At 44.5% G+C, this 21,754-nt stretch carries 12 protein-coding genes and 1 pseudogene; 10 read left to right on the plus strand and 3 right to left on the minus strand.

From position 1 onward, the window contains the following. Positions 1-352: 352 nt before the first annotated feature. From LC653_RS29005 to LC653_RS29040, 9 genes and pseudogenes are all read left to right on the plus strand, one after another. On the plus strand, positions 353-2,893 hold the full coding sequence (locus tag LC653_RS29005; protein ID WP_229498110.1) for a TonB-dependent siderophore receptor: 2,541 nt from the start codon (positions 353-355) through the stop codon (positions 2,891-2,893). 326 nt (positions 2,894-3,219) lie between these two features. After that, positions 3,220-4,493: pseudogene (locus tag LC653_RS29010) on the plus strand (RNA-guided endonuclease InsQ/TnpB family protein). Between the two features lie 203 nt (positions 4,494-4,696). Continuing rightward, the gene (locus LC653_RS29015; protein WP_267923222.1) at positions 4,697-6,064 is read left to right on the plus strand and encodes an MFS transporter; all 1,368 of its coding nucleotides are present in this window, start codon (positions 4,697-4,699) and stop codon (positions 6,062-6,064) included. Between the two features lie 305 nt (positions 6,065-6,369). Next, on the plus strand, positions 6,370-7,230 hold the full coding sequence (locus LC653_RS29020) for a bluetail domain-containing putative surface protein (protein WP_229498112.1): 861 nt from the start codon (positions 6,370-6,372) through the stop codon (positions 7,228-7,230). 26 nt (positions 7,231-7,256) lie between these two features. After that, positions 7,257-8,546 carry a serine hydrolase domain-containing protein gene (locus tag LC653_RS29025; RefSeq protein WP_229498113.1) on the plus strand — a complete coding sequence of 430 codons (1,290 nt, stop codon included), beginning with the start codon at positions 7,257-7,259 and terminating at the stop codon, positions 8,544-8,546. Between the two features lie 943 nt (positions 8,547-9,489). Then, the gene (locus LC653_RS29030) at positions 9,490-9,627 is read left to right on the plus strand and encodes a hypothetical protein (protein ID WP_229498114.1); all 138 of its coding nucleotides are present in this window, start codon (positions 9,490-9,492) and stop codon (positions 9,625-9,627) included. Further along, complete coding sequence (locus LC653_RS47520; protein ID WP_372478237.1) at positions 9,564-9,722, plus strand: hypothetical protein; 159 nt, start codon at positions 9,564-9,566, stop codon at positions 9,720-9,722. The genes LC653_RS29030 and LC653_RS47520 overlap by 64 nt, the downstream gene beginning before the upstream one ends. After that, complete coding sequence (locus LC653_RS29035) at positions 9,653-17,038, plus strand: pre-peptidase C-terminal domain-containing protein (RefSeq protein WP_372478238.1); 7,386 nt, start codon at positions 9,653-9,655, stop codon at positions 17,036-17,038. The genes LC653_RS47520 and LC653_RS29035 overlap by 70 nt, the downstream gene beginning before the upstream one ends. 111 nt (positions 17,039-17,149) lie before the next feature. Continuing rightward, positions 17,150-18,202: an LLM class flavin-dependent oxidoreductase gene (locus LC653_RS29040; RefSeq protein WP_229498116.1), complete on the plus strand. Its 1,053-nt coding sequence runs from the start codon at positions 17,150-17,152 to the stop codon at positions 18,200-18,202. A gap of 63 nt (positions 18,203-18,265) precedes the next feature. Here the strand turns inward: LC653_RS29040 and LC653_RS29045 are convergent, their stop codons facing one another. The 3 genes from LC653_RS29045 to LC653_RS29055 all read right to left on the minus strand — a co-directional run bounded on the left by LC653_RS29045 (position 18,266) and on the right by LC653_RS29055 (position 20,424). Continuing rightward, entirely contained in the window at positions 18,266-19,075 is an 810-nt protein-coding gene (locus LC653_RS29045; protein WP_229498117.1) for a Uma2 family endonuclease, read from the minus strand. A 142-nt stretch (positions 19,076-19,217) separates the two neighbouring features. Continuing rightward, positions 19,218-19,445, minus strand: a complete 228-nt coding sequence (locus LC653_RS29050) for a hypothetical protein (protein ID WP_229498124.1) — start codon at positions 19,443-19,445, stop codon at positions 19,218-19,220. Between the two features lie 124 nt (positions 19,446-19,569). Then, complete coding sequence (locus LC653_RS29055) at positions 19,570-20,424, minus strand: sterol desaturase family protein (RefSeq protein ID WP_229498118.1); 855 nt, start codon at positions 20,422-20,424, stop codon at positions 19,570-19,572. 519 nt (positions 20,425-20,943) lie between these two features. Here LC653_RS29055 and LC653_RS29060 point away from each other — a divergent pair. Beyond that, positions 20,944-21,663: a COG4280 domain-containing protein gene (locus tag LC653_RS29060; protein ID WP_229498119.1), complete on the plus strand. Its 720-nt coding sequence runs from the start codon at positions 20,944-20,946 to the stop codon at positions 21,661-21,663. The last annotated feature ends 91 nt before the right edge of the window (positions 21,664-21,754 follow it).

Consider the following 21,754-nt stretch of genomic DNA (forward strand, 5'->3'; position numbering starts at 1 on the left):
ACTTCTCAATAAGTTTAGTAAAATTCACCATCTTATGTGATAGTTATCACAGTCAATTTTTTTTAACGTAGACGCGGAGCGGCTTGCCGCAGGCTACCGCCAAGACGCCCAGAGTTGTCAGAGCTAAGGTTTCCTTAGATCTGAACTTCTCCCAAGGGGAGACGCTGCGCGAACGGTGGACACAGAGAGAAGAAAGAAATGCTTAACTGAACTGTATTGGTTTTTAGACCACACTCTTGATTTCTCTCTGCGCCTGGAGCGTCTGGAGCGTGAGATAAAAAAGATGTGGTAGATTCACCTGAAATAAAGCCAGCAGCAACGCAATTTTTAGTGTGAGTGAGGAAACTTTGACATGACGTGGAATTATTGGCAACCATCGATAGGAGTTGCTAACGTAGTAACTCTTGTAGCATTACAGCCAGCTTGGGCGGCACCCATTCCTGTCACAGGAGTGCAACTCAATTCTAACAACCAAGGTTTAGAAATTGTCCTCCAAACACCAACCACAGAATTTTTAAACACCATAACTACTAGCGAAGGTAAAACCCTAATCATTACCGTCGCCAACACCCAACTAAAGTTAACACAAGGACAATCTTTTTTACAGCAGAATCCCACGCCTGACATCGCCGAAGTTGCTGTCATCCAGTTAGATTCAAATACTGTTGAGATCCGAGTAATTGGGAACGCAGCACCACCCACAGCAAACATCCAACAAAGTAACCAAGGATTAGTTTTTAATCTCACCCCATCTATCACAGCCCAAAATCCATCCCCACCAACTGACCAAACTTCAGAAGCACAGGAACCAGAAGAACCAATCGAAATCACCGTTATCGGAGAAAGTCCCCGGCCAACCTACCAAGTTCCTAATTCCTCAGTTGGTACTCGCACCGACACCCCGATTATCGATGTCCCACAAGCGATTCAAATCATCCCCCGAGAGGTGATCAAGGATCAGGGTACGCGCACAGTAGGGGAAATATTGAAAAACACCAGTAGTGTCAATACCGGACGTTCATCTTCCCAAGCCCCAGCTTTAAATCCGGTGATTCGGGGATTTGAATCTAAAAATATTCTGCGTAATGGTCTGCGGGATGAAACTCTCCGCTTTAATAGTGATATTAGTAACGTTGAACGATTAGAACTCCTCAAAGGCCCAGCTTCGGTGCTGTTTGGGCGCGGGGATTTAGGTGGAGTAATTAACCTAGTCACAAAGCAACCTTTAGATCGACCATTTTATTCAGTTGAGTATCAAGTGGGATCATTCGGTTTACAGCGTCCCTCTTTAGACTTTTCCGGCCCTTTGGGCACAGATGGTGTTGCTTACCGCTTAAATTCTTCCTATGAACGGGCTGACAGCTTCAAACAATTTGAAAATAATGAAACTTTCTTTATATCTCCGTCCGTCAGGTTAATTAGTAACAAAGACACAACATTAATTGTCGATTTAGAATATCTCAAATACCGCAGTTTTGAGACTGCACCAGAGTTACCCGCCTCTGGGACGGTGATTTCTAACCCCAATGGCAAAGTCGCACTAGATGCTAACTTGGGTGAACCTTCCCTATCTGAAAGTGAAGCAAACATAACCCGCTTAGGTTATCGATTAGACCAACGTCTTAATTCTAATTGGTCAATAAAAAATGAGTTTTTAGCTTCGTTTTTAGATGTTTCCGAAAATACTGGGGTGATTGCCCGTGCTAATTCCGAGACAGCAGATGGATTGCAGCCAGATCAACTTAGTCTCAACCGATTCTTGGTGGAAAATCCCAGTGAATTATCTACCTTGACATTCAATACTAGTTTAGCGGGTAAATTCCAGACTGGAAGTATTGAACACAATTTGCTATTCGGTGTAGAGCTTGCTAGACAGAGGTTTAAGGATCGGCTTAACTTTAACTTTTTGAATCCCATTGATATTTTCAATCCTGTTTATGACCCTGATACCGTTATTCCCTTGAGCTTGCTAGGTTTTGATATTGATACTAACACTGACACTCAAGAAAACACTGTCGGACTTTACCTTCAAAATCAAATTTCTCTATCAAAGAGCATCATCTTAGTTTTGGGTGGACGTTTGGATTTTGCTGAACAAATCTATGACGATTTAGTTGACCCAACACAAAGTTTTGAGCGTAACGATACTGTATTTAGTCCCCGTGTTGGTTTAGTGATCAAGCCAACTGAAAATATTTCGTTGTATGCCAGCTACAGCGAATCATTTAAACCGATTGCTGGCAGAACTCGCATCTTCAATGAAGAGACTGGAGAATTTGATATTGGTGATCCATTTGAACCAGAACGCGGTGTTCAATACGAAGTCGGTGTAAAAGCGAATTTATTAGGCGATCGCCTCTCTACCACCCTAGCATTTTACAACTTGGAACGCAGCAATATCGCGGCTGAAGGACTGGACGATCCCCTATCACAATTTCAAATCGGCAAACAACGTAGTCGTGGAATTGAACTAGACGTTGCTGGGGAAATTCTACCGGGTTGGAACCTAACAGCGAGTTACGCTTATACTGATACAAAAATTCTTGAAGACACTGACCCAGAATTTGTGGGTAAGCAATTACTAAACGTCCCCAGAAATGCTTTTGGATTGTGGACTACCTATGAACTACAATCTGGTAGCCTAAAGGGGTTAGGAGTTGGCATTGGTATATTTAACCAAGGAGAACGACAAGGTGATTTACTAAATAGATTCACTCTACCCTCATACTGGCGAACAGATGCATCGCTGTTTTATCGCCGCGACAACTTCCGTGCCGGAATCAATTTGCAAAACTTGTTTGATCAAGATTACTTCGAGGGTGTCCGCAATATTGTCCGCGTCATCCCAGGTGCGCCTTTTGCTATTACCGGCAGCGTTTCCTGGGAATTTTAACTTTTACACCGTAAGTCCCCCACTGAATTTTGTACTCAAAATCAGTGGCGGGATATAAGGTGGGCAATGAGGAATTGACCAACAAGCGGCAATAACCGTAGGTTATTCAGAAACGTTGGTCGATGACGAATTGCCGATCTTGGTATTTGGCAACGAGTCGATATATTCTTCTATCAGTTGGGTTAATGTCTTGTCCTGATTCGCTGCATAGTTTCGGAATTTATTCATCCTTCGTATCGATATTCGCAAACTTATTCTACATTCTTTCATACAATCCACCCAATAGCCGTACATTCATGTTATCATATTGAGAAGGAGGAAAAGACATGAGAATTTCGTATCAGTACAGATTACGTCCAACAAAACAACAAGTCATTCAGTTTGATAAATGGCTAGATATGCTGCGTTGTCAATATAACTATTTGTTGGCTGATAGATTCCGTTGGTACGAAGAAAATCGATGCTCGATTAATTCTTGCAATGCGCTTGTTTGCCATTTACCAGAATTACGAAACAACCCTAATTACAATAGCCAGCAAGATTCTCTCCCACAGTTAAAGAAAGACCGTCCCTGGTACAAGGAGTTACACTCTCAAGTGTTGCAGAATGCAGCCAAGCGTGTAGAGTTAGCTTTTGACAGATTTCTTAAAGGCGATTGCAATGGAAAGAAAAGCGGAAGACCTAGATTCAAAGGAGCTAATCAGTACAAAACTTTCACTTATCCTATTATCAAAAGTGATTGCATTGATAATGGTTTTATAACCTTGCCTAAGTTTGGGGAAGTAAAACTAGTACAGCATCGCGTTATTCCAAATGGGTTCAAGATAAAGACTTGCTCTATTACCAAAAAGGCTGATGGATATTATGTTACTTTAAGCTTGGAAGATGCAACAGTCCCTGCGCTTCTGCCTGATTTCAACCCCGATTCTATAACAGGTATTGATGTTGGTTTAAAAGAATTTTTAACAACTTCCAGTGGCGATGTAGTCAAAATCCCACAGTATTATCGGAAAGTCCAAAAGAAATTACGGGTTGCCCAAAAACGAGTATCTCGCAGAAAAAAGGGGAGCGTTGGTAGACAAAAAGCAGTAAAACAACTGGGTAAGCAACATAAAAACGTTGCGGATAAACGTAAAGATTTTCATTTCAAAACTGCCAATAATTTGTTGAAAAAATATGATGTTGTGGCGGTAGAAGATTTGAACGTAAAAGGACTTGCACGAACACGATTAGCTAAGTCTATATTAGATGCTGGATGGTCAAGTTTTCTGTCGATTCTAACAACCAAAGCCGAAAATGCTGGGTTGTTGGTTATCCAAGTCATTGCGTCTGGCACTAGTCAAGATTGTTCTAGTTGTGGTGTAAAAGTACCCAAAAAGCTGCATATCCGCTGGCATGATTGTCACCATTGTGGATGTAGCTTAGATCGCGATCATAATGCTGCTATAAATATAAGAAAAAGGGCGGAGGGTCATCCCGTTCTCAAAAAGCCAAGAGCCTCCTAAGCGATAGCCGGATTGTCTTGGAAGCCCCCACTGAAACGGTACTCCGTTCAGTGGCGGGAGATGTCACTATTATGTATGATCTCAGGTTCGGTTAAACACTTATAATATCTGTAGGTTGGGTTGAGGAACGAAACCCAACATTTGATCCTTGTTCATGTTGGGTTGAACGGCAGTGAAACCCAACCTACATTGATAGATTTTATTATAAGTAATCACTTGAACTTGATATGAAGCATTGGGCATAGGGAATGAGTGTTTTAGCTCGATTAATGAGTGTTTGAACTCCATTAATGAGTGTTTGAACTCCATTAATGAGTCTTTTAGCTCCACTCCCCACTCCTACTTCCCCACTTCTCACTCTCCACTCCCCACAATGCGAACTTTTTTAATAATCTGGCTAGGGCAGATTGTATCAACCATCGGCAGTTTTATGACAGTGTTCGCACTGACAATTTGGGTATGGGACAAAACGGGTTCAGCAACAGCTTTGGCATTAGTGGGTTTCTTCGCCCAACTACCCAGATTGCTGATTACCACCTTTGCAGGTATTGCCGTTGATCGCTACGATCGCCGATTGCTGATGCTCATCGCTGAAGTTGTCGCCTTTTTATGTACTCTAGCAGTAGCGCTGCTATATCTCACCCAGCAATTACAGGTGTGGCATCTATATATAATAGTCGCCCTTTATGGTGGTTTTGGACAGTTACAAGTTCTGGCATATTCAACTTCCATCGCCCTGCTGGTTCCCCAAGAACAATATACCCGTGCTGAAAGCTTGGGGAGTGCAGTAAACTACAGCGCGGCAATTTTTGCCCCCGCCTTAGCCGGGTTTCTCTATCCGCGTTTTGGGTTGCAAAGCATCTTTTGGATTGACTTAACGACTTTTATCGCTTCCTTTGTAACGTTGCTGATTGTCAGAATTAAGAGGACATCTATAGAAAAAACAGTGAATGATCACCAAGAAACCCTCTGGCAAAAGTTGACCTTTGGATTTCGTTATATTTGGGCAAATCCTTCTTTAACAGCAATGGCGATCGCCTTTACTTTATTCGCCATTCCCAATGATATCAGCAAAGCTCTTTACAGCCCGATGATTCTCGCCCGCACAGGTGGCGACTCAGAAATTCTCGGCGCTGTCACCACTGCTGCGGGTATTGGCGGTGTCGTCGGTGCCCTACTACTAGGAGCCTGGGGAGGATTTAAACGCCGCATTCATGGAATGTTACTTGGTTTTGCCGGATATGGTTTCTTTAGAATAATTCTCGGTCTTGGACAAACATTACCAGTTTGGATAGTTGCCCATTTTCTGGCAGCAGCACTTATTCCTATGTTTTATAGTTCTAGTAATGCTATCTGGTATACTAAAGTGCCACCAGCTTTACAAGGGCGAGTTTTAGCAGCAGATCAACTTATTGGCGTGACGATCTCAACCATCACACCGTTAATCGCTGGTTTTCTAGCTGACCAAGTATTTGAACCAGCAATGCGTCCGACGGGGAGTTTAGCGCCTATTTTCGGTAACTTCTTTGGTACTCGGATTGGTTCAGGCATTACTTTGCTATTTGTCAGCATGAGTATTTGCACGGTAATAGTAGGAATCTTGGGGTACAGCGTGCGTTCTTTGCGACGAGTAGAGGACTTAATACCAGATAGCTCCCAATCTTAAGTTCACTAGCCTTGAAGAAGGCAAATTCGTGCAAATTTTGCAAGAGTAAAGCAAAAATCTTTTCAGAGTCTCCCCTATTTCCGCAGCTTGCCCAATTTATATCAAGTTAGTTCTTACCCATAAAACAACCCTCCCCAAAACATCTACCGTGTACACACAAGTCGAATTACCCCCCTTAGAAAGGGGGGAAATGAAATCTAGTTCCCTCCCCAATGCATCGGGGAGGGTTAGGGAGGGGTAATGCGAGAATTCATATCATCCCGATATCTGTAACGAAAATTTAACTTACACACAGGAAATGACTTATGGCGCCAGCAGTCAAAATTACAGCCAATACTCAAAATCTGGTTGAAACTCAAGGTACTCTCTTAACTTTTAGCTTTGAGTTAAGTGAAACCCCGCCATCAGCAGGCGTGAGAGTTTACCTGAAAGCCAATATCGCCCAATCATTGACCCAACTCGATTTATTTGCGATCGCTTATTCCGGAGGCGATGCCCCAGAGGGAGATTTTGATTTTACAGGGTTCTATTTTAACATTAAGTCTCAAGTTGCCACAGTTAGTCTGCCGATTTTCGTCGATGGAATTGTGGAAAGTCCACAAACCGTAGTTTATACACTCCAGCCTGGAACAGGCTACACTGTTAATCCAAGTTTCAGTGCGATCGCTGTTAACTTATTCGACGATGCGATTATTGGTGGGGCAGGTAACGACAACCTCACTGGTAACAGTGCTAACAACGTCCTCGTTGGTAATGCTGGTAACGACATACTAACTGGGGGAAGTGGAAAAGATACTCTAATTGGAGGTCTTGGAGTGGATCGCTTTGACTACCGCAATTTAACTGATTCCCTATTCAGTAGTTTTGATATTATTACAGACTTCAATGCCACTGCTGGTAATGATCTATTCCTCGTTTCCACTGCACGAGCCGGATTCTTGAATGCGGGTGGTGTTGCAACTCTTAATGAGGCTGGAATTGGAGCTAAATTAACCACCGCTAATTTTGGAGCCAACTTTGCTGCCCGATTTACCTTTGGAAGTCGCACCTTTGTCGCTATTAATAATAATACAGAAGGGTTTAACGACACTACCGATGCCATCATTGAGGTGACAGGATTAACTGGAACTCTGGGGATCAATAATTTTACGACCACGTTGGCGTAGCCGTCCTTTTCACCTTGATCATAACTATGCTTTTTAGAATCCTCCCAACAAGTATTCTCACCTCAGCTCTATTGTTTGCTCCAGCTGCAACCCTGGTAACTGGAGCGATTTCTTCCCCTGCCTTATCGGTCACTCTTGCAACGAATTCATTACCACCCCCTGTTAATCAAAACTTGGCAGAGCAGCTACAGGCAAGTCTGGATCAAGCACGGGGCAACATTCCTGGGGCAGCCGTAGCGATTATCAGCCCTAAAGGAACCTGGTTTGGGGCTAGCGGGGTGGCAGACTTAGCAACAAATACACAATTACAGCCTAGCGATCGCTTCCAAATCGGCAGCATTACCAAGACTTTCGTGGCAACAACCATACTACAACTAGTCGAAGAGGGTATCCTTGGTCTGGAGGATACCCTAGTTGACCGACTACCAAAGACGGTGACGGCGGTGATTCCCAATTCAGAGCGGATTACACTGCGCCAACTATTGAACCATACTAGTGGCATTGCCGACTATACCGATGTGTTGTTTACACAGGCTGCGGTCAACCCAGGAGTTTTTTTTAATAATTGGCAACCAGAGGAACTGGTGAGCTTAATTAATGGTGTAGAAGCGATTTTTGAGCCTGGAGAGTCGTGGGAGTATTCCAATAGCAACTTTCTCTTGTTGGGTATGGTGGTGGAAGCGGCAACCAACGGTAATATTGCAGATGAAATTCGCGATCGCATCCTCGATCCCCTAGCCCTCAGCAATACCTTTTTCGCCGAAGAAGAAGCTATTCTAGGCGGCTACGTCAAAGGCTATTGGGACTTTGATCAAGATGGCACGCCCAACGATATTTCTGTTGCCAATCTGTCTTGGGCCTGGTCTGCTGGGGCGATGGTGTCCAACACTGCCGATTTAGCTACCTTTATTCAAGCCCTAATCGGCGGGGAACTATTGGAGCCTGACACCCTCAACCAAATGCTGACGACCATCAGCCCCATTGCATCAGAGAATTATTCTGCTTATGGACTGGGCATCGGTACTATTGAATCCCCCAATCGCTTCTGGTACATCCATCGCGGACAGACTCTGGGATATCGCTCTAATATGTGGTACTCACCTTTGGAAAACATCACTTATATTGAATTAATTAATGGGCGATCGAACCAAAACTTATCAGGTGCAACATTAACTACCTTAAGACGGTATGAATCCAGTGCGTCAGTTCCAGAACCAGGAATAGTGACTGGACTGCTGTTGCTTGTCGGCATGGGGTTAACTTTGAGGTCAAGATTGCCACTCCTAAACAATATCTGTTACCGGAATAAGGTTTAATATCATGTTCACTTGATTACTTATTAAACCCGAAGAACCCCACACGCTATCCGGCTCCACTTGGGGAGACCCCAGACGCTCGATAGCGCCACGGAGAGCGACGTAGGAGCGTCTGACTCGCTACCGCTTCGCTATGCGCTAAAGCGTCTCCCCTTGGGAGAAGACCGCACTGGCTCCCCAAAATCTCCCCTCCCCAAAGCATCGGGGAGGGGAGACAAAGCGTAGCTTTGGCTCTTTGGGGTGCATTTCTGGAGATGTCTACTATTTATTTTTACGCTTCATGCAAATTTTGCACGAGTTACCAATCTGCTGCAATGGATTTAACCAAAAAGGCTTTATTTAAATTTTATAATTCATATTTCCGATTAAATACGGTTGTGGTATTGTTTATGGTATAGTCTTCCTATCAAGAATATTTCTCAACTAAAACTGATCAAGGTATTATGCACGAATAAGCTACACCGTTTCAGAACTGCAAACCTTGAGAATCAAGGTTTCTCATGAATAAAACAGGTAGTTGATTTTCGCGTGGCTACTAACTTAGTTTTTGCTTGACTCAGGGTGTCTAGCACTGGATTTACAGCAATTTTCAACTGGGTAAAAGATTATCGTAGGGGTATGGCAGTGCTCATTGGTGTCAACTTAACGTAAAAGCTATGTCCCGCAAGGAACTGAAGTTCCTTGCTAATAGCGAAAGTCTTCTTTTGATGACTAAATATATATACCCAAAAATCTTTAGTCTACTTCAGTAGACTTTAGCTAAAAGCCAAAGAACTTTAGTTCTAGGCGGGTGAGTCAAGCCGAAAGTTTTGCTATTTTTAGCTTAAGTTGAGACGCATGGGCAGTGCTGTTCCTCAACCGTTGTATTCAATTCAGATGAAATTCGCTGTAACAATTTTCAGTGGCAAGAAATGAAAAATAGTGAAAGGAACCAAACACAACATTGACCTGCAATGAGAACGGTTTCTTCCACTACAAACAAATGCAGACTTTAGTGGCACGGATAGCTTTACCTACATTGTTAATGATGGCAAAGCAGATTCAACGATTGCCACAGCCACGATCGCCGTTTATCCACTAACACCAACACATAATTTATGCCAACGATTATTGGAATCAGTTCGACACCGATTACCGTGGATGCCGAAGATAATCTGCTCACTTACGGACTCGTAAAATCTACGACAGGTGCAAGTGTCCTCAACCTATCACTGAATGTAGAAGGTTCTATACCAGAAGAAGGGTTAGTAGTCAATGTGATCAGCAATATTGACTTGTTGAAGTACCTGAATGGGTTGGGCACCACACCCTTTGCACCAGGTGCCGAAATCCTAGAGGGGATTTACGACGAAACAGGCAAAGGCATTGGCTTCAAGGTGAAGGTGGCAACCCCGAATTCATCGATCGCCTTCCGCTTAAAGAGTGAGCTACCAGCAGATGAGTTAGAAACAGTCACCTTCTCCGTCCAACCAGGAGCTGGCTACGATGTGAACCCAGAGAGTGATTCCACAACATTTCCCGTGTACAACACTCTACAAGACGTTCCCACTCCTAGCGTCACCCCAGAAGTCAGCTTCACGGCGACCAATACAACCATAGTAGAGTCGCAAGGCGATCGCATCACCTTCAACTTCAGCCTCAGCGAAGCTCCACCACCAGAAGGTGTAACTATCTTTGTCGGTAGCGGTGGATTCGGTAGTTTGGGCGAGTTTGACGTATTGAATGCCCAAGTGACCGGCGGTGACTATCCAGCCCCCAACTTCGCCAGCAATGGTTTCTACTTCCATATTACCGAGCAGACAGCCAGTGTCTCAGTAGCAGCATTCCCAGATGATACGTCGGAAGGACTCGAAGGCATTGGCTTTAGCCTGCAAGCCGGCCCAGGTTACACGGTGAATGCTACTAGCAGCCAGGTGTTAGTGACAATTCAAGACACACCCGAATCCACGTTACCGCAAGTTACACTCACAGGTACACCCACTACCCTAATAGAAGCAGATAGCACAGTATCTGTACACACCTTCACCCTAAGTACGCCTCCCTCAGCCGATGGGCTGATTGTCTCGGTCAGCGCCGCTAATTTGAGTGAATTTGACCTCGCCCAAATCAGCGTTACTGGGGGCAGTATAGAGGCGGTGAGAGCCAATGGCTTTGACTTGAAGTTCACCAGCCAAAGTGCTGTGATTGAATTGCCCGTGAAGAATGACGGGGTAGCAGAAGGGATAGAAACTGCCGTCTTCACCTTGTTAGCGGGAACAGGCTACGTAATTGGTGAAACCGATAACCAGGCAACATTCACCATTTTAGATACCCCAGGTCAGTCCCAACCCCTGAGCGCAGAAATCGAAAGCAATGACACCATTGCCACAGCTAATAACATCTTATTGAGTGCCGCCAATCCCACAGTTGCCATCACCGGAGCAATTGATTATAACGCCACCAACCGTTATCGCATCAACCCCACAGACGCAGGCTTTACCTACGTAGATAACACCGAAGATGTAGACCTGTATAAAGTTGAGTTGAAAGCAGGCGATCGCTTAGTACTCGACATCGACGCTCAACAAAACGATTCTACCCTCTCCTCAGCCCTGCAAGTCTTTGATGACAGTGGTCAAGTACTAGCAGCTAACCGCAGAGCGCCTGCTCCTAATGAAATATTCCTCTCCCGCAACGACTCTTATCTCGATTTCACCGCATCTGAGGCAGGGACATACTACGTTGGAGTCAGTAGCAATCCGAACTACAACCGGAGTGTCGAAAATCCCACTCTCGCCAATTTTGACCCCTACAATCCCAATCAGCAGGGAAGCGGCACAGGTACAAGCAGTGGCACTTATACCCTGAATCTGAGTCTTAACCCAGGAGTTGGTACAGTTGTCAATCCTCCCCTACCAGTTCCTAGTGGTACTAGACCCATCATCTCCTTAGAAACAATTACTGGTACTTACTCTGGTCGTGATACAGGTGAAAAGATTCTCTCTCCATACCTGATAACATCTCCACCAGAGGGTGCAGCAGTATTAGTTATCTCTTTGCAGGCAGACGGGGATATTCCCGAAGGTGGCGCTAATGTCACCATCAACTCCAACATCATCCTGCGCGACTACTTGGGCGCACTCAGAACCGAACCCTTCAGTATAGGTGGTGAAGTTGGCAATGCCATTTATGACGCACAAACAGGTGAAGCGACGGGCTTTACTTTCAACCTCACCCAGAATAACGCCTACATCAGCTTCATTGTTCCCACCACTACCGAGATTGAAGGCTCTCAATCAGCCACCTTCGCTTTATTACCTGGTGACAACACCAGAGTTAACCCAAATGCTGACTCCTCTACAGTTACCTTCTACGAAACTTTAGAGCAAGCACCCCCACTAACGGTTATTCCCCAGGTAGGACTGGAGGTTAGCCAGACGCAGCTGGTCGAGTCAGAAGGAACTTCTACCGTACTCACATTTACCTTAGACCAGGCACCATCACCAGAAGGTGTACTAGTTTATGTCAATAGCGGTGTTACTGGAGGAGTGGCTGAGTTTGACGTTTTCCAAACCGAAGTCAATGGTGCTTCCTTCCCCTATGGCAACTTCCAAGCAGGTGGTTTTTACGTCAAACTGACTGAGCAGACCGCGACTCTCACCCTGTCAGCTTTTGATGATGCGGAAGTTGAAGGCATAGAATCTCTGAAATTTGAACTTCAGTCAGGTGCAGGATATACAATTGATCCGGCCAAAGCAGCCGTTACCTTCACACTGCTTGATACGCCGACATCTCAGATTCAAGTTAGCGATGAACTCAGTCCCACTAATCTGATTGAGTCGGCAGAAACAGTAGTTGAGAACGAAGGTGACAGCCTGCAAACCGTCAATGATGTCATCCCACAGGCAATTGATACGAAACTGGACAAAGATAACACCAGCTTCAAGATTCAGGCGGAAATCGGCAATGCACCAGGGAACTTCATTGATGCTTCTGAAGATGTAGACCTGTACAAAGTCGAACTCAAAACAGGCGACAAGATTAAAATTGACACTGACTCCGTGCCTTTCCTAATTGAAGGGTTTGAAGACGAGCAATTTGTAGATACGGAACTGCGGCTATTTGACTCCACAGGTCAGCAGTTGGCAACATCGTTTAACAACCCCGCCCCGGATGAGTTATTTGTTTCCAACCGCGATGCCTACCTAGAATTCACAGCCACCGCAGACGGAGCCTACTACATTGGTGTCGCCGCCAATAGTAATCGTTACTATGACCCCTTCACAGCAGGTAGTGGCGGTGGTCGGATTATTCCTGCCTCTGGAACTAACATTGGCAACTACGAACTTAGCATTGACCTCACCGCTGTTCCTCGTCCCCCTGAGCCAACAGTATTCTTCAACACGATCGCTGGAGCATTCGACTTTGAAGATAATCTATTAGCACCAGCCCTAGTCAAAACCTTACAAGATGGCACCTCCCTGTTGACATTCGTCTTCAGTGTCGATGGCGAAATTCCAGCAGATGGTCTAGTTGTCACAATCAACAGTGATATCGCCTTCCAAGATTACTTCAGCAACTTAGGAACCGAACCATTTAGCCCAGGAGGCGAATTCGTTGGTGCAGTCTTCAACTCAGAGGGCGAAGCCACCGGATTCAAATTCAAACTCACCCAAGCCAACGCCCTGATTAACCTGTCAGTCAAAGACAACAGTGCGGGTGCAACCACCGACACAGCCACCTTTACCCTCGAAGCAGGTACAGGTTATGACGTTGGCGCTGCTAGTTCTACAGTCACCTTCTACGAGAGCCTCAGCGAAGTACCGGCTGCTACCGTAACTCCAACGGTTAGCCTCAGCACCAACAATACCTCGTTGAGTGAAGCCACAGGTAACACAACCACCTTGACCTTTAGCTTGAGCGAACCACCCCCCCAAGGAGGTCTGCTGGTATATGTCAACAGTCCCAGCCCAACAGGGGGAGAAGGTGATGCCGCAGGGCGCGTCCTGGCAGAATTTGATGTCTACAACGCTGAAGTTACGGGTGGAGTATTCCCAGCACCCAACTTTGGTGCCAGCGGTTTCTACTTCAAAATTACCTCGCAAACAGCAACCATCACCCTGCCAGCCTTTGCTGATGACGAAGTCGAAGGTATTGACGAAATCACCTTCAACTTGCAACAAGCACCTGGTTACAGTATCAACACTGATGCCCCAGGAGTGACATTAACGGTTGTAGACGATACAACTTCGCAAATTCAGGTGAGCCTGACAACCTCTCCCCAGGTGTTGGTAGAGTCGGAAGCGACGGTATCACTACATACATTTAGCCTCAGTGCTACGCCCCCAGAAGCAGGCGTGACTGTCTCAGTCAGAGCATCCAACCTCGGAGAGTTTAACCTGGATGGCATTGTAATTGAGGGTGGCGAAATTGCCGCTGTCCGCAATAACGGCTTTGACCTGAAAATCACTGCCAAAGATGCCACTATTAAGCTGCCTGTGAAGGCGGATGGTGTGCCGGAATTAGTCGAACAGGCTTTGTTTACCTTACTGCCCGGTACAGGCTATCAAGTTAACTCAGCAGCTAATTTTGGGAAGTTTACCATCGTCGATATCCCAGAGTTTGCACCCCCTCTGACTGAGGTGAGCGAACCCAATGACACGATTGAGAGGGCGTTTGATACTAAACTGAGTTCTGCCTATCCCTTCTTTAGTATCGATAGTACAATCGACTTTGAGTATGATAACAACTACGAAACTGAGAAGGGCTTGATTTTTGTCGATGCCTCAGAAGACGTAGATTTATACAAGTTTGAACTCAAAGCCGGAGACACCATTAAGATTGATGTTGACGCGAACCAGTTTGAACCAGGTCGTAAGCTAGACACCTCGCTGCGTGTCTTTGATGCCAACGGTGTCCAGGTAGGCTACGGCGAAGATAATGCAGCTCCTGATGAACTGTTTGTTGGCAAGTGGGCATCCTATTTGGAATTTACAGCTCCTGAGGATGGTGTGTATTATGCTGGGGTTGCCATCTACAACAATACAAAATACGATCCACTTGAGCCAGCTAGTGGTAATGGTAACTCCAGTACTGACCCCAATGGTTACGGCACCGGCAAATACACGCTCAACATTAGTCTCAACGATCCGGATGCGTTTATCGCCAACCCGACAGAGATTCCTGCTGGTAACGGAGAAGGCCCCGCAATTTCCTTGTTCACCATTGCAGGGACTTACAAGAACGACTTTGACAACCTTGACTTTGGAATTGTCTCACCTCAGATATCAGAAACTGTTGCAGAAGGTGCAACGTCGGTTATTACCTTTGTCCTGACAGCAGAGGGTGAAATTCCCACAGGCGGAATCGAAGTTTATATCCAAAGTGACAATCCCTTGCTGGACTATTTGGGAAATCGTGATTCTTTCGGTTCTCTCCTCAGCGATAAACCCTTTAGCCGTGGCGGACAGTTTCTAGATGCTGTTTATAACGAAGCAGGTGAAGCAATTGGTTTTAACTTCCGCCTGGAGGAAGCTTTTGCTACGATTGTGATTCCGCCTACTAATCGGGAAACACCTGAAACCAATGGAGCTGAAACTGTTACTTTCTCTGTAGTGGAGAGCGTAGGGTACACCGTCTCTGATTCTGGCAGTTCTACTGTCACCTTCTACGACACCGTAGCTGAAGTTCCCGCACCGACGGTTATTCCAGAAGTCAGCATCGCATTCAGCCAGACAGAACTGATTGAATCAGAGGAAACGGTCACCGTCATCACTCTGTCACTGAGTGAACCACCGCCACCAGAAGGGGTGCAAGTTTATATCAGCGGTAATGCCCAAGATACACTGAATGAATTCGCCATCTTTGATGGCCAGTTCACAGGTGGCGTACCTGCTGCTGATGGTGCAGTTAGCGGCTTCTACTTCAAGCTGTTGGAGCAAACGGCAACCATTACCCTACCTGTGTTCAACAGCACCGACATCGTTGAAGGCATTGAGGAGTTTAAATTCGAGGTCAAACCCGGAGCAGGCTACACTGTCAGTCCAACCAATGGTTCGGCTGTCATTACCATCAAAGACACCCCTGACTCGAAGATTCAAGTGAATCTCAGCACGGAACCAAAAGTGTTGATTGAGACAGAGGAAACTCTAGGCAAGCTCAACTTTAGCTTGAGTGCCACGCCACCCACTGAAGGCGTAATTGTCACAGTCAGTGTTCCCGACCTGGAAGAAAACTTCGTTACAGATAGCCTGGTTGTGGAAGGAGGCTCTCTGGTTGCATCTTCAGCCCAGGATAATACCTTCACTCTGAAGATTACTGAGAAAAACGCTAGTTTGAGTGTGGCGATCGCTAATGATGGTATCGCAGAAGGTGTAGAAACTGCTACTGTAACAGTATTAGCTGGCGAGGGCTATCAAATTAATCCTGAAGCTAGTAGCGGCACTTTCACACTCGTTGATTTACCAGCTCAGGTTCCTGGTTCAACGGCAGAATCAAATGATACTTTAGCAACTGCGATCGCTATCGGTGTAACAGCAAGCAATACTAATGTTAAATTTGACGGTGAAATTGCTGAGTATACTGTTGGTGAAGGTGATAATCAGATTCAAGTTGATGGTAGTGAAGATGTAGACCTTTACAAGGTTAATCTCAAAGCCGGGGATAAGCTCTCAATCAACGTTGATGCCGCAGAAATAGACTCTAAGTTGCTCTACTCACAGCTACGGGTTTTCGATGCCCAAGGCAAGGAACTGGTGAAAACTGGTTTCGATGACTTCCAAGCAGCACCAGATGAGGTATTCTCAACCTTTAACGATCCTTACCTAGAGTTCACCACCGAAACCGATGGTACTTATTTTGTCGGCATCAGCCAAACTGGCAACGACTACTACAATCCCAACACAGTGGGCAGTGGCTCCGGCTCGGTGTACCCTGATTTTGGGATTGAAACTGGTAAGTACACAGTCAGTTTTGGACTATCTGCTGAAGAACCCACCAGTCCCTTTGGTACTGCGGGTGACAACACCCTAATTGGCACTGCTGACAACGACCAACTGTTTGGCAACGGTGGCAATGACAAACTGTTAGCTAGAGGTGGCGATGACCTATTGTTTGGTAGCTCTGGCAATGACCTGCTCAATGGTGGTGATGGCAATGACCAACTGTTTGGCAATGGAGGTAAAGACACATTGCTCGGTGGTGCTGACAATGATATCATCTACAGTGGTTCGGGAGATGACTTGATTAACGGTGGTGTTGGTAATGACACCCTTTACCTGAACGGCGGTAATGATGTTGTTATATTGACACAAGGTCAGGGTGTAGATACCATCAACAACTTCCAGATATCTTTTGGTCAGCGCATTGGTTTAGTCAGCGGTTTGAGCTACGACCAGTTGACTTTGAGTCAGAGCGGATTTGATACCGAGATCAAAGTAAATGATGAGACATTAGGAGTGCTGAAATATACACAAGCAACTAGTCTCAATTCATCGGCGTTTACCAATGTTTAACTAGCTATGCACAACATAGTTAATTAGTCAAATGTTTGAGTGAACAAAGGGGGGGACTTTCAGATATTTCATCTGAATCCCCCTTTTCCTCAAGTTGAATGTAAAAGAATTATGGATTTTAGCCTGTTTTATTTCGATGGTGATGGCTCTGTTGCTCGTCCTCATCAATACCAACTTTTAATCGAAAGCGCTAAATTTGCCGACCAAAACGGTTTAACAGCTATTTGGACTCCAGAACGGCATTTTCACGCTTTTGGAGGACTTTACCCGAATCCAGCACTTACTAGTGCAGCGATCGCTATGATTACTAAACAAGTGCAATTACGTGCTGGTAGTTTTGTCCTACCTTTACACGATCCTGTACGAGCTACCGAAGAATGGGCAGTGGTAGATAATTTATCACAGGGAAGGGTAGCGATCGCTTTTGCTTCTGGTTGGACTGTGGATGATTTTGTTTTGGCTCGTGAACCTCATGTCAATCGCAAAGCTATAATGTGGAGGGATTTGGAGGTGATGCGAAAACTCTGGCGGGGCGAGTCGGTTGAACGTCAGGACGCTACGGGAAAAGTATTCTCCGTAAAAACACTGCCTAGACCTGTACAAGCAGAACTTCCTATCTGGATCACTTGCCAGTCGCCAGAAACTTTTGTGGAAGCTGGTAAACTAGGGGCGCACGTTTTGACTTCATTGCTCGGTGGTACATTAGATGACATCGCTCCCAAAATTAAGCTTTATCGTAACTCCCTGAAAAAACATGGACATAATCCCCAAGGGGGTAAAGTGGCGCTGATGATCCATACTTTTTTAGGGGATAACCTCAACGATGTTAAGGAGAAAGTTACCCAACCTTTCTGCAATTACCTCAAAACCCATTATGAATTAATAGAAAGTTTGGCGAAGAGTATGGGCTTAAAAGTCAGCCTGAAAAACTTCTCTGAAGACGATATCGATAGTATACTGCAATTTGGTGTCGAAGGATTTATGAAAGGGCGATCGCTCATTGGCACTCCCGACAGTTGTCGCCCTTTTGTTGAGCAGATTCGCGCCGCCGGTGTAGATGAAATTGCTTGTCTAATTGACTTTGTACAAGATTACGATTTGGTGATGGACAGTTTACCATTTGTGAGTCAGTTGCGACAACAATTAGCCCCTTTGCTGAAGTAAAAAGTAAAAAGTGAATGATAATTGATATTAGGCTCGACGAATAATTATTATGGCAATTATTCTCTACAGAGTATCTGGATCAATACCCATTGCTCGGAGTCTTTCTGCTAGTATTTGAGAGCGCTCTAGTGCTTGTTCTTTCTCTAAAATGGCTTGGTCTTTCTCTAAAATAGCTTGGTCTTTCTCTAAAATAGCTTGGTCTTTTTCTAAAATAGCTTGGTCTTTTTCTAAAATAGCTTGGTCTTTATCCAATCTTTCGCTTTGGGCACGTTCGTCTGGTGTTAGTAAGACAGAACCATCCTGGTGACACCAACGTAACCAAGTATCCAGTCTCCCTTCAAATTCTCCTTGCCAAAGCGTCAAACCCAACTCGACTTGTTCTAACCAAGTTTCTGTAGTTTCAAAGTAACGTCTAGGTCTAAGTTCAAAGACACGTAGGGTTTGTTCCCCTAATTGATGGCTAGGGTCGTAGACTATATAGTAACTGACGCGCATCTGTTCATAAATTTTCAACTTGTTACCAAGTTCGTCACCTTCTTTATTTGAGACAATTTCAATTACCAGTTCTGGTGGTTTACCAAACCGCCAAACCATGTAACAACGATTTTGCTTTTCCCACCAATTTGCAGGTACTTGCACATCAAAACTCAAAAAAACATCAGGTACGATGGGTGGTTCACCATCTGTATGGTAGATACCAATATTAGCAGCAGCTATAAAATTCTGTGAAATAGCACTGTAAAGAGTACTAACTAATAGACGTTGTTGTTTTTCTGAGCCGAAATTGTCCACAGGTGTATCATCTTCTGTTACTAGCTGGCTAGCATCTGGAACATAGTAGTCATCATCATGAATTAGAAGTTGCTCAACCATAAGTCTACCTAGTAATTAAGAGCCTAATTTTATCTTAGTTGATTAGAATAATGCTGTTATAAGTTGATCATTTCACACGGGGGTCTTCAGCAGTGGAGTTTTTGATTGCCTTGCTGCACGTCTTATTAGCGATCGGTTAACATCACTCACTAGGTAGATTATCAGGGTCGATGGTGAGCGATCGCAAATACCACGCTGACTTTTCTGCCTTTTCTTCTGGTGTCAAATAGCGATCGCCCTGTTTGTTATACCATGACAATAAATCCTGTGGAATGCCAGGTGCGCCATTTTCTCTTGTAGGAACAAATTTTGCTTGGGGATTGGGTTTGAAACAGATGAACCAAAAACTGGTAAATTGTTTGGTGATCATATAAGATTACCGGGGAGCATCCCATTTTGGAATATGTAGTGCGAGCGTCTCGCTCGCGTAATAGATGCCAGCGAGCAAGATGCTCGCACTACAAATAAATCTGCTCGCATCTGGATGCACCCGATTACCGCAATAGTTTTTTCTGGACTAACTTCTTTGTTAGTAATCCTAAATAGCGTTGCCCAAACCATTCTCTAAATGGCAAAATAGTAGCATCCCAAAGGTTATTGTAGTTTTCACCAGTAGTTAATCCTGTTGCCGGAAATTCACCTTTTCGGGCACGGTAGTAAGAGCCAAAAATGATGTCCCAAATCGGAAAAAACAGAGCAAAATTTTTATCTATATGTTCTGGCCGAAATGAATGGTGAATTCTGTGGTGTTGTGGCCCAACTATAATTGGTGTGAAAATACCCAATTCTAAACGTAAATTTAAATGGATAAATTGTAACCAGATAATTTCAATAAACGCCAATAATCCTATGGCTATTGGTTCAATGTGAAACAATAAACTCATAGGAATGACAATGAACGCGAGAATCAATGGTTCTTCTAGCCAATGTACCCGCCGAGTACTTGTGACATTTAAAGAAACTTCGCTGTGGTGAAATTTATGTTGTTCCCACAAAAATGAATTAGTATGTTGAAATCGATGTAACCAGTAATAAAAGAAGTCAAGAATGACAAAATAAAAAGCTATCCCAAGGATTGTTTCTATCCAGTTACTGGGTTCTGGTAAAGTTAAATAAGGGCCGCCCAGCCAATGCCGAGTTATTTCGACTAATGCTCCAATTCCGATCGCATTGAGCAAAAATGCAAATAAAGTATAGACAACGTACCACTTTAAGTTAAAAACAATATCACGAAACGGCTGATTTGGCTCCACTGGACGTAACCGTTCAATCAAAATAAAAACACCATATATCAAAAATGCCTTCAGGACATATTTAATAAAGCCGAAGACAGGATCAATCCATTCCATATTTGAACTAACCTCAATTTTGTAGAGCAGCAGGGCTATTTCGTTCTATACATAAACCGCCCAGAACTAAAGTTCAGCGGCTCATAACTAAAGTCCGTTTTAACGGACTATAACCTTTTCTCAGTCTAAAGTCCGTTAAAACGGACTATAACCTTTTCTCAGTCATCTTTAGATGAATGAGTGCTATTAGACTGGTGAATTCATTCTGAGGCGGGCTAGATGAGAATGAAATAGCCCTGTGTAGAGCAGAGGATTATTGGATGCTGGGAATTTTTATAATAGTACCACAGACTGGTGCATAATTATATAGCAATTGCCCTTATTCTACTAGATTGTCACTGTGTTTTTATCGTAAATTAAAGGGTTTAAGACCCCAACCATTACATGTAGCGCGGAGTCGGAGCCACTCCGCCTCCGATCCATTTCAGTCGGGGTTTAAATCCCCGTCTGAAATGTCTAAAATGTTTGAATTTTGAATTTTGAATTTTGAATTGTTAACATAGTTACTAAGGAGATTCGATGAATTGGAGTATTTTCCTAGCTGCACTTGGCAGCACGGGCATTGAATTTTTAGAAGTTGTAGCGATCGCCTATGCTATTGGTAGCTCTGGCTATGCTCGTGAGGCGATTTGGGGTGCAATTACAGGTCTAGTTGTGGTATTACTAGGAGCGATCGCTCTTGGCACAGGATTACAGTTTCTCCCTCTGCAACCGTTGCAAATCTTCATTGGTTTGCTTCTGTTGTGGTTTGGTTGGAGATGGGTGAATAAATCTGTGCGCCGACTAGCTGCGGGACGGCGAGCAGGTTGGGTTGATGAGAATGTTCTCGAAAAAGAAGGTATTGCTTTAGATCAGCAATCGCCAGGATTCAGCAAGTTGAATTTTTTGATCATGACCAAAAGTGCTGCTTTGGAAGCTTTGGAAGTGGGTGTGATTGTGATTACACTGGGATTAGCTTCTAGTGCTTGGTATGAAGTGATCGCTGCTACAGGACTGGCGCTATTATTATCGCTAGTTGCGGTAGTCACTTTACATCAATATTTGGTCAAATTGCCAGAGGTGTTAATTAAGCTTGGTGCTGGGATTATGCTCAGTTCCTTGGGAACTTTCTGGTTAGGGGAAGGTATGGGGCTGGAATTCCCTTTTGAAGAGTTTTCAATCTTGATTTTGATTGGGTTATATAGTATCACTGCGGCAGTTTCTATTTATTGGTTGAGAAGGGAAGTTGTGACGGAGTGAAAGGCTCAGGCAAAGGCGCAAAGGCAAGCCAGTGCGCCCTTGCGGCAATGCCCGACTTGTTCGCTCTTAGCGTTCCCGTAGGGTAGCAACT

It is taken from the genome of Nostoc mirabile CHAB5784, from assembly GCF_020829645.1.
Classification (GTDB): Bacteria; Cyanobacteriota; Cyanobacteriia; order Cyanobacteriales; family Nostocaceae; genus Nostoc; species Nostoc mirabile.

Excerpts from the sequence above, each read along its gene's own strand:
- LC653_RS29005 (WP_229498110.1), top strand. The coding sequence starts at position 353 with ATGACGTGGAATTATTGGCAACCATCGATAGGAGTTGCTAACGTAGTA.
- LC653_RS29020 (WP_229498112.1), top strand. The coding sequence starts at position 6,370 with ATGGCGCCAGCAGTCAAAATTACAGCCAATACTCAAAATCTGGTTGAA.
- LC653_RS29025 (WP_229498113.1), top strand. The coding sequence starts at position 7,257 with ATGCTTTTTAGAATCCTCCCAACAAGTATTCTCACCTCAGCTCTATTG.
- LC653_RS29040 (WP_229498116.1), top strand. The coding sequence starts at position 17,150 with ATGGATTTTAGCCTGTTTTATTTCGATGGTGATGGCTCTGTTGCTCGT.
- LC653_RS29045 (WP_229498117.1), bottom strand. The coding sequence starts at position 19,075 with ATGGTTGAGCAACTTCTAATTCATGATGATGACTACTATGTTCCAGAT.
- LC653_RS29050 (WP_229498124.1), bottom strand. The coding sequence starts at position 19,445 with ATGATCACCAAACAATTTACCAGTTTTTGGTTCATCTGTTTCAAACCC.
- LC653_RS29055 (WP_229498118.1), bottom strand. The coding sequence starts at position 20,424 with ATGGAATGGATTGATCCTGTCTTCGGCTTTATTAAATATGTCCTGAAG.
- LC653_RS29060 (WP_229498119.1), top strand. The coding sequence starts at position 20,944 with ATGAATTGGAGTATTTTCCTAGCTGCACTTGGCAGCACGGGCATTGAA.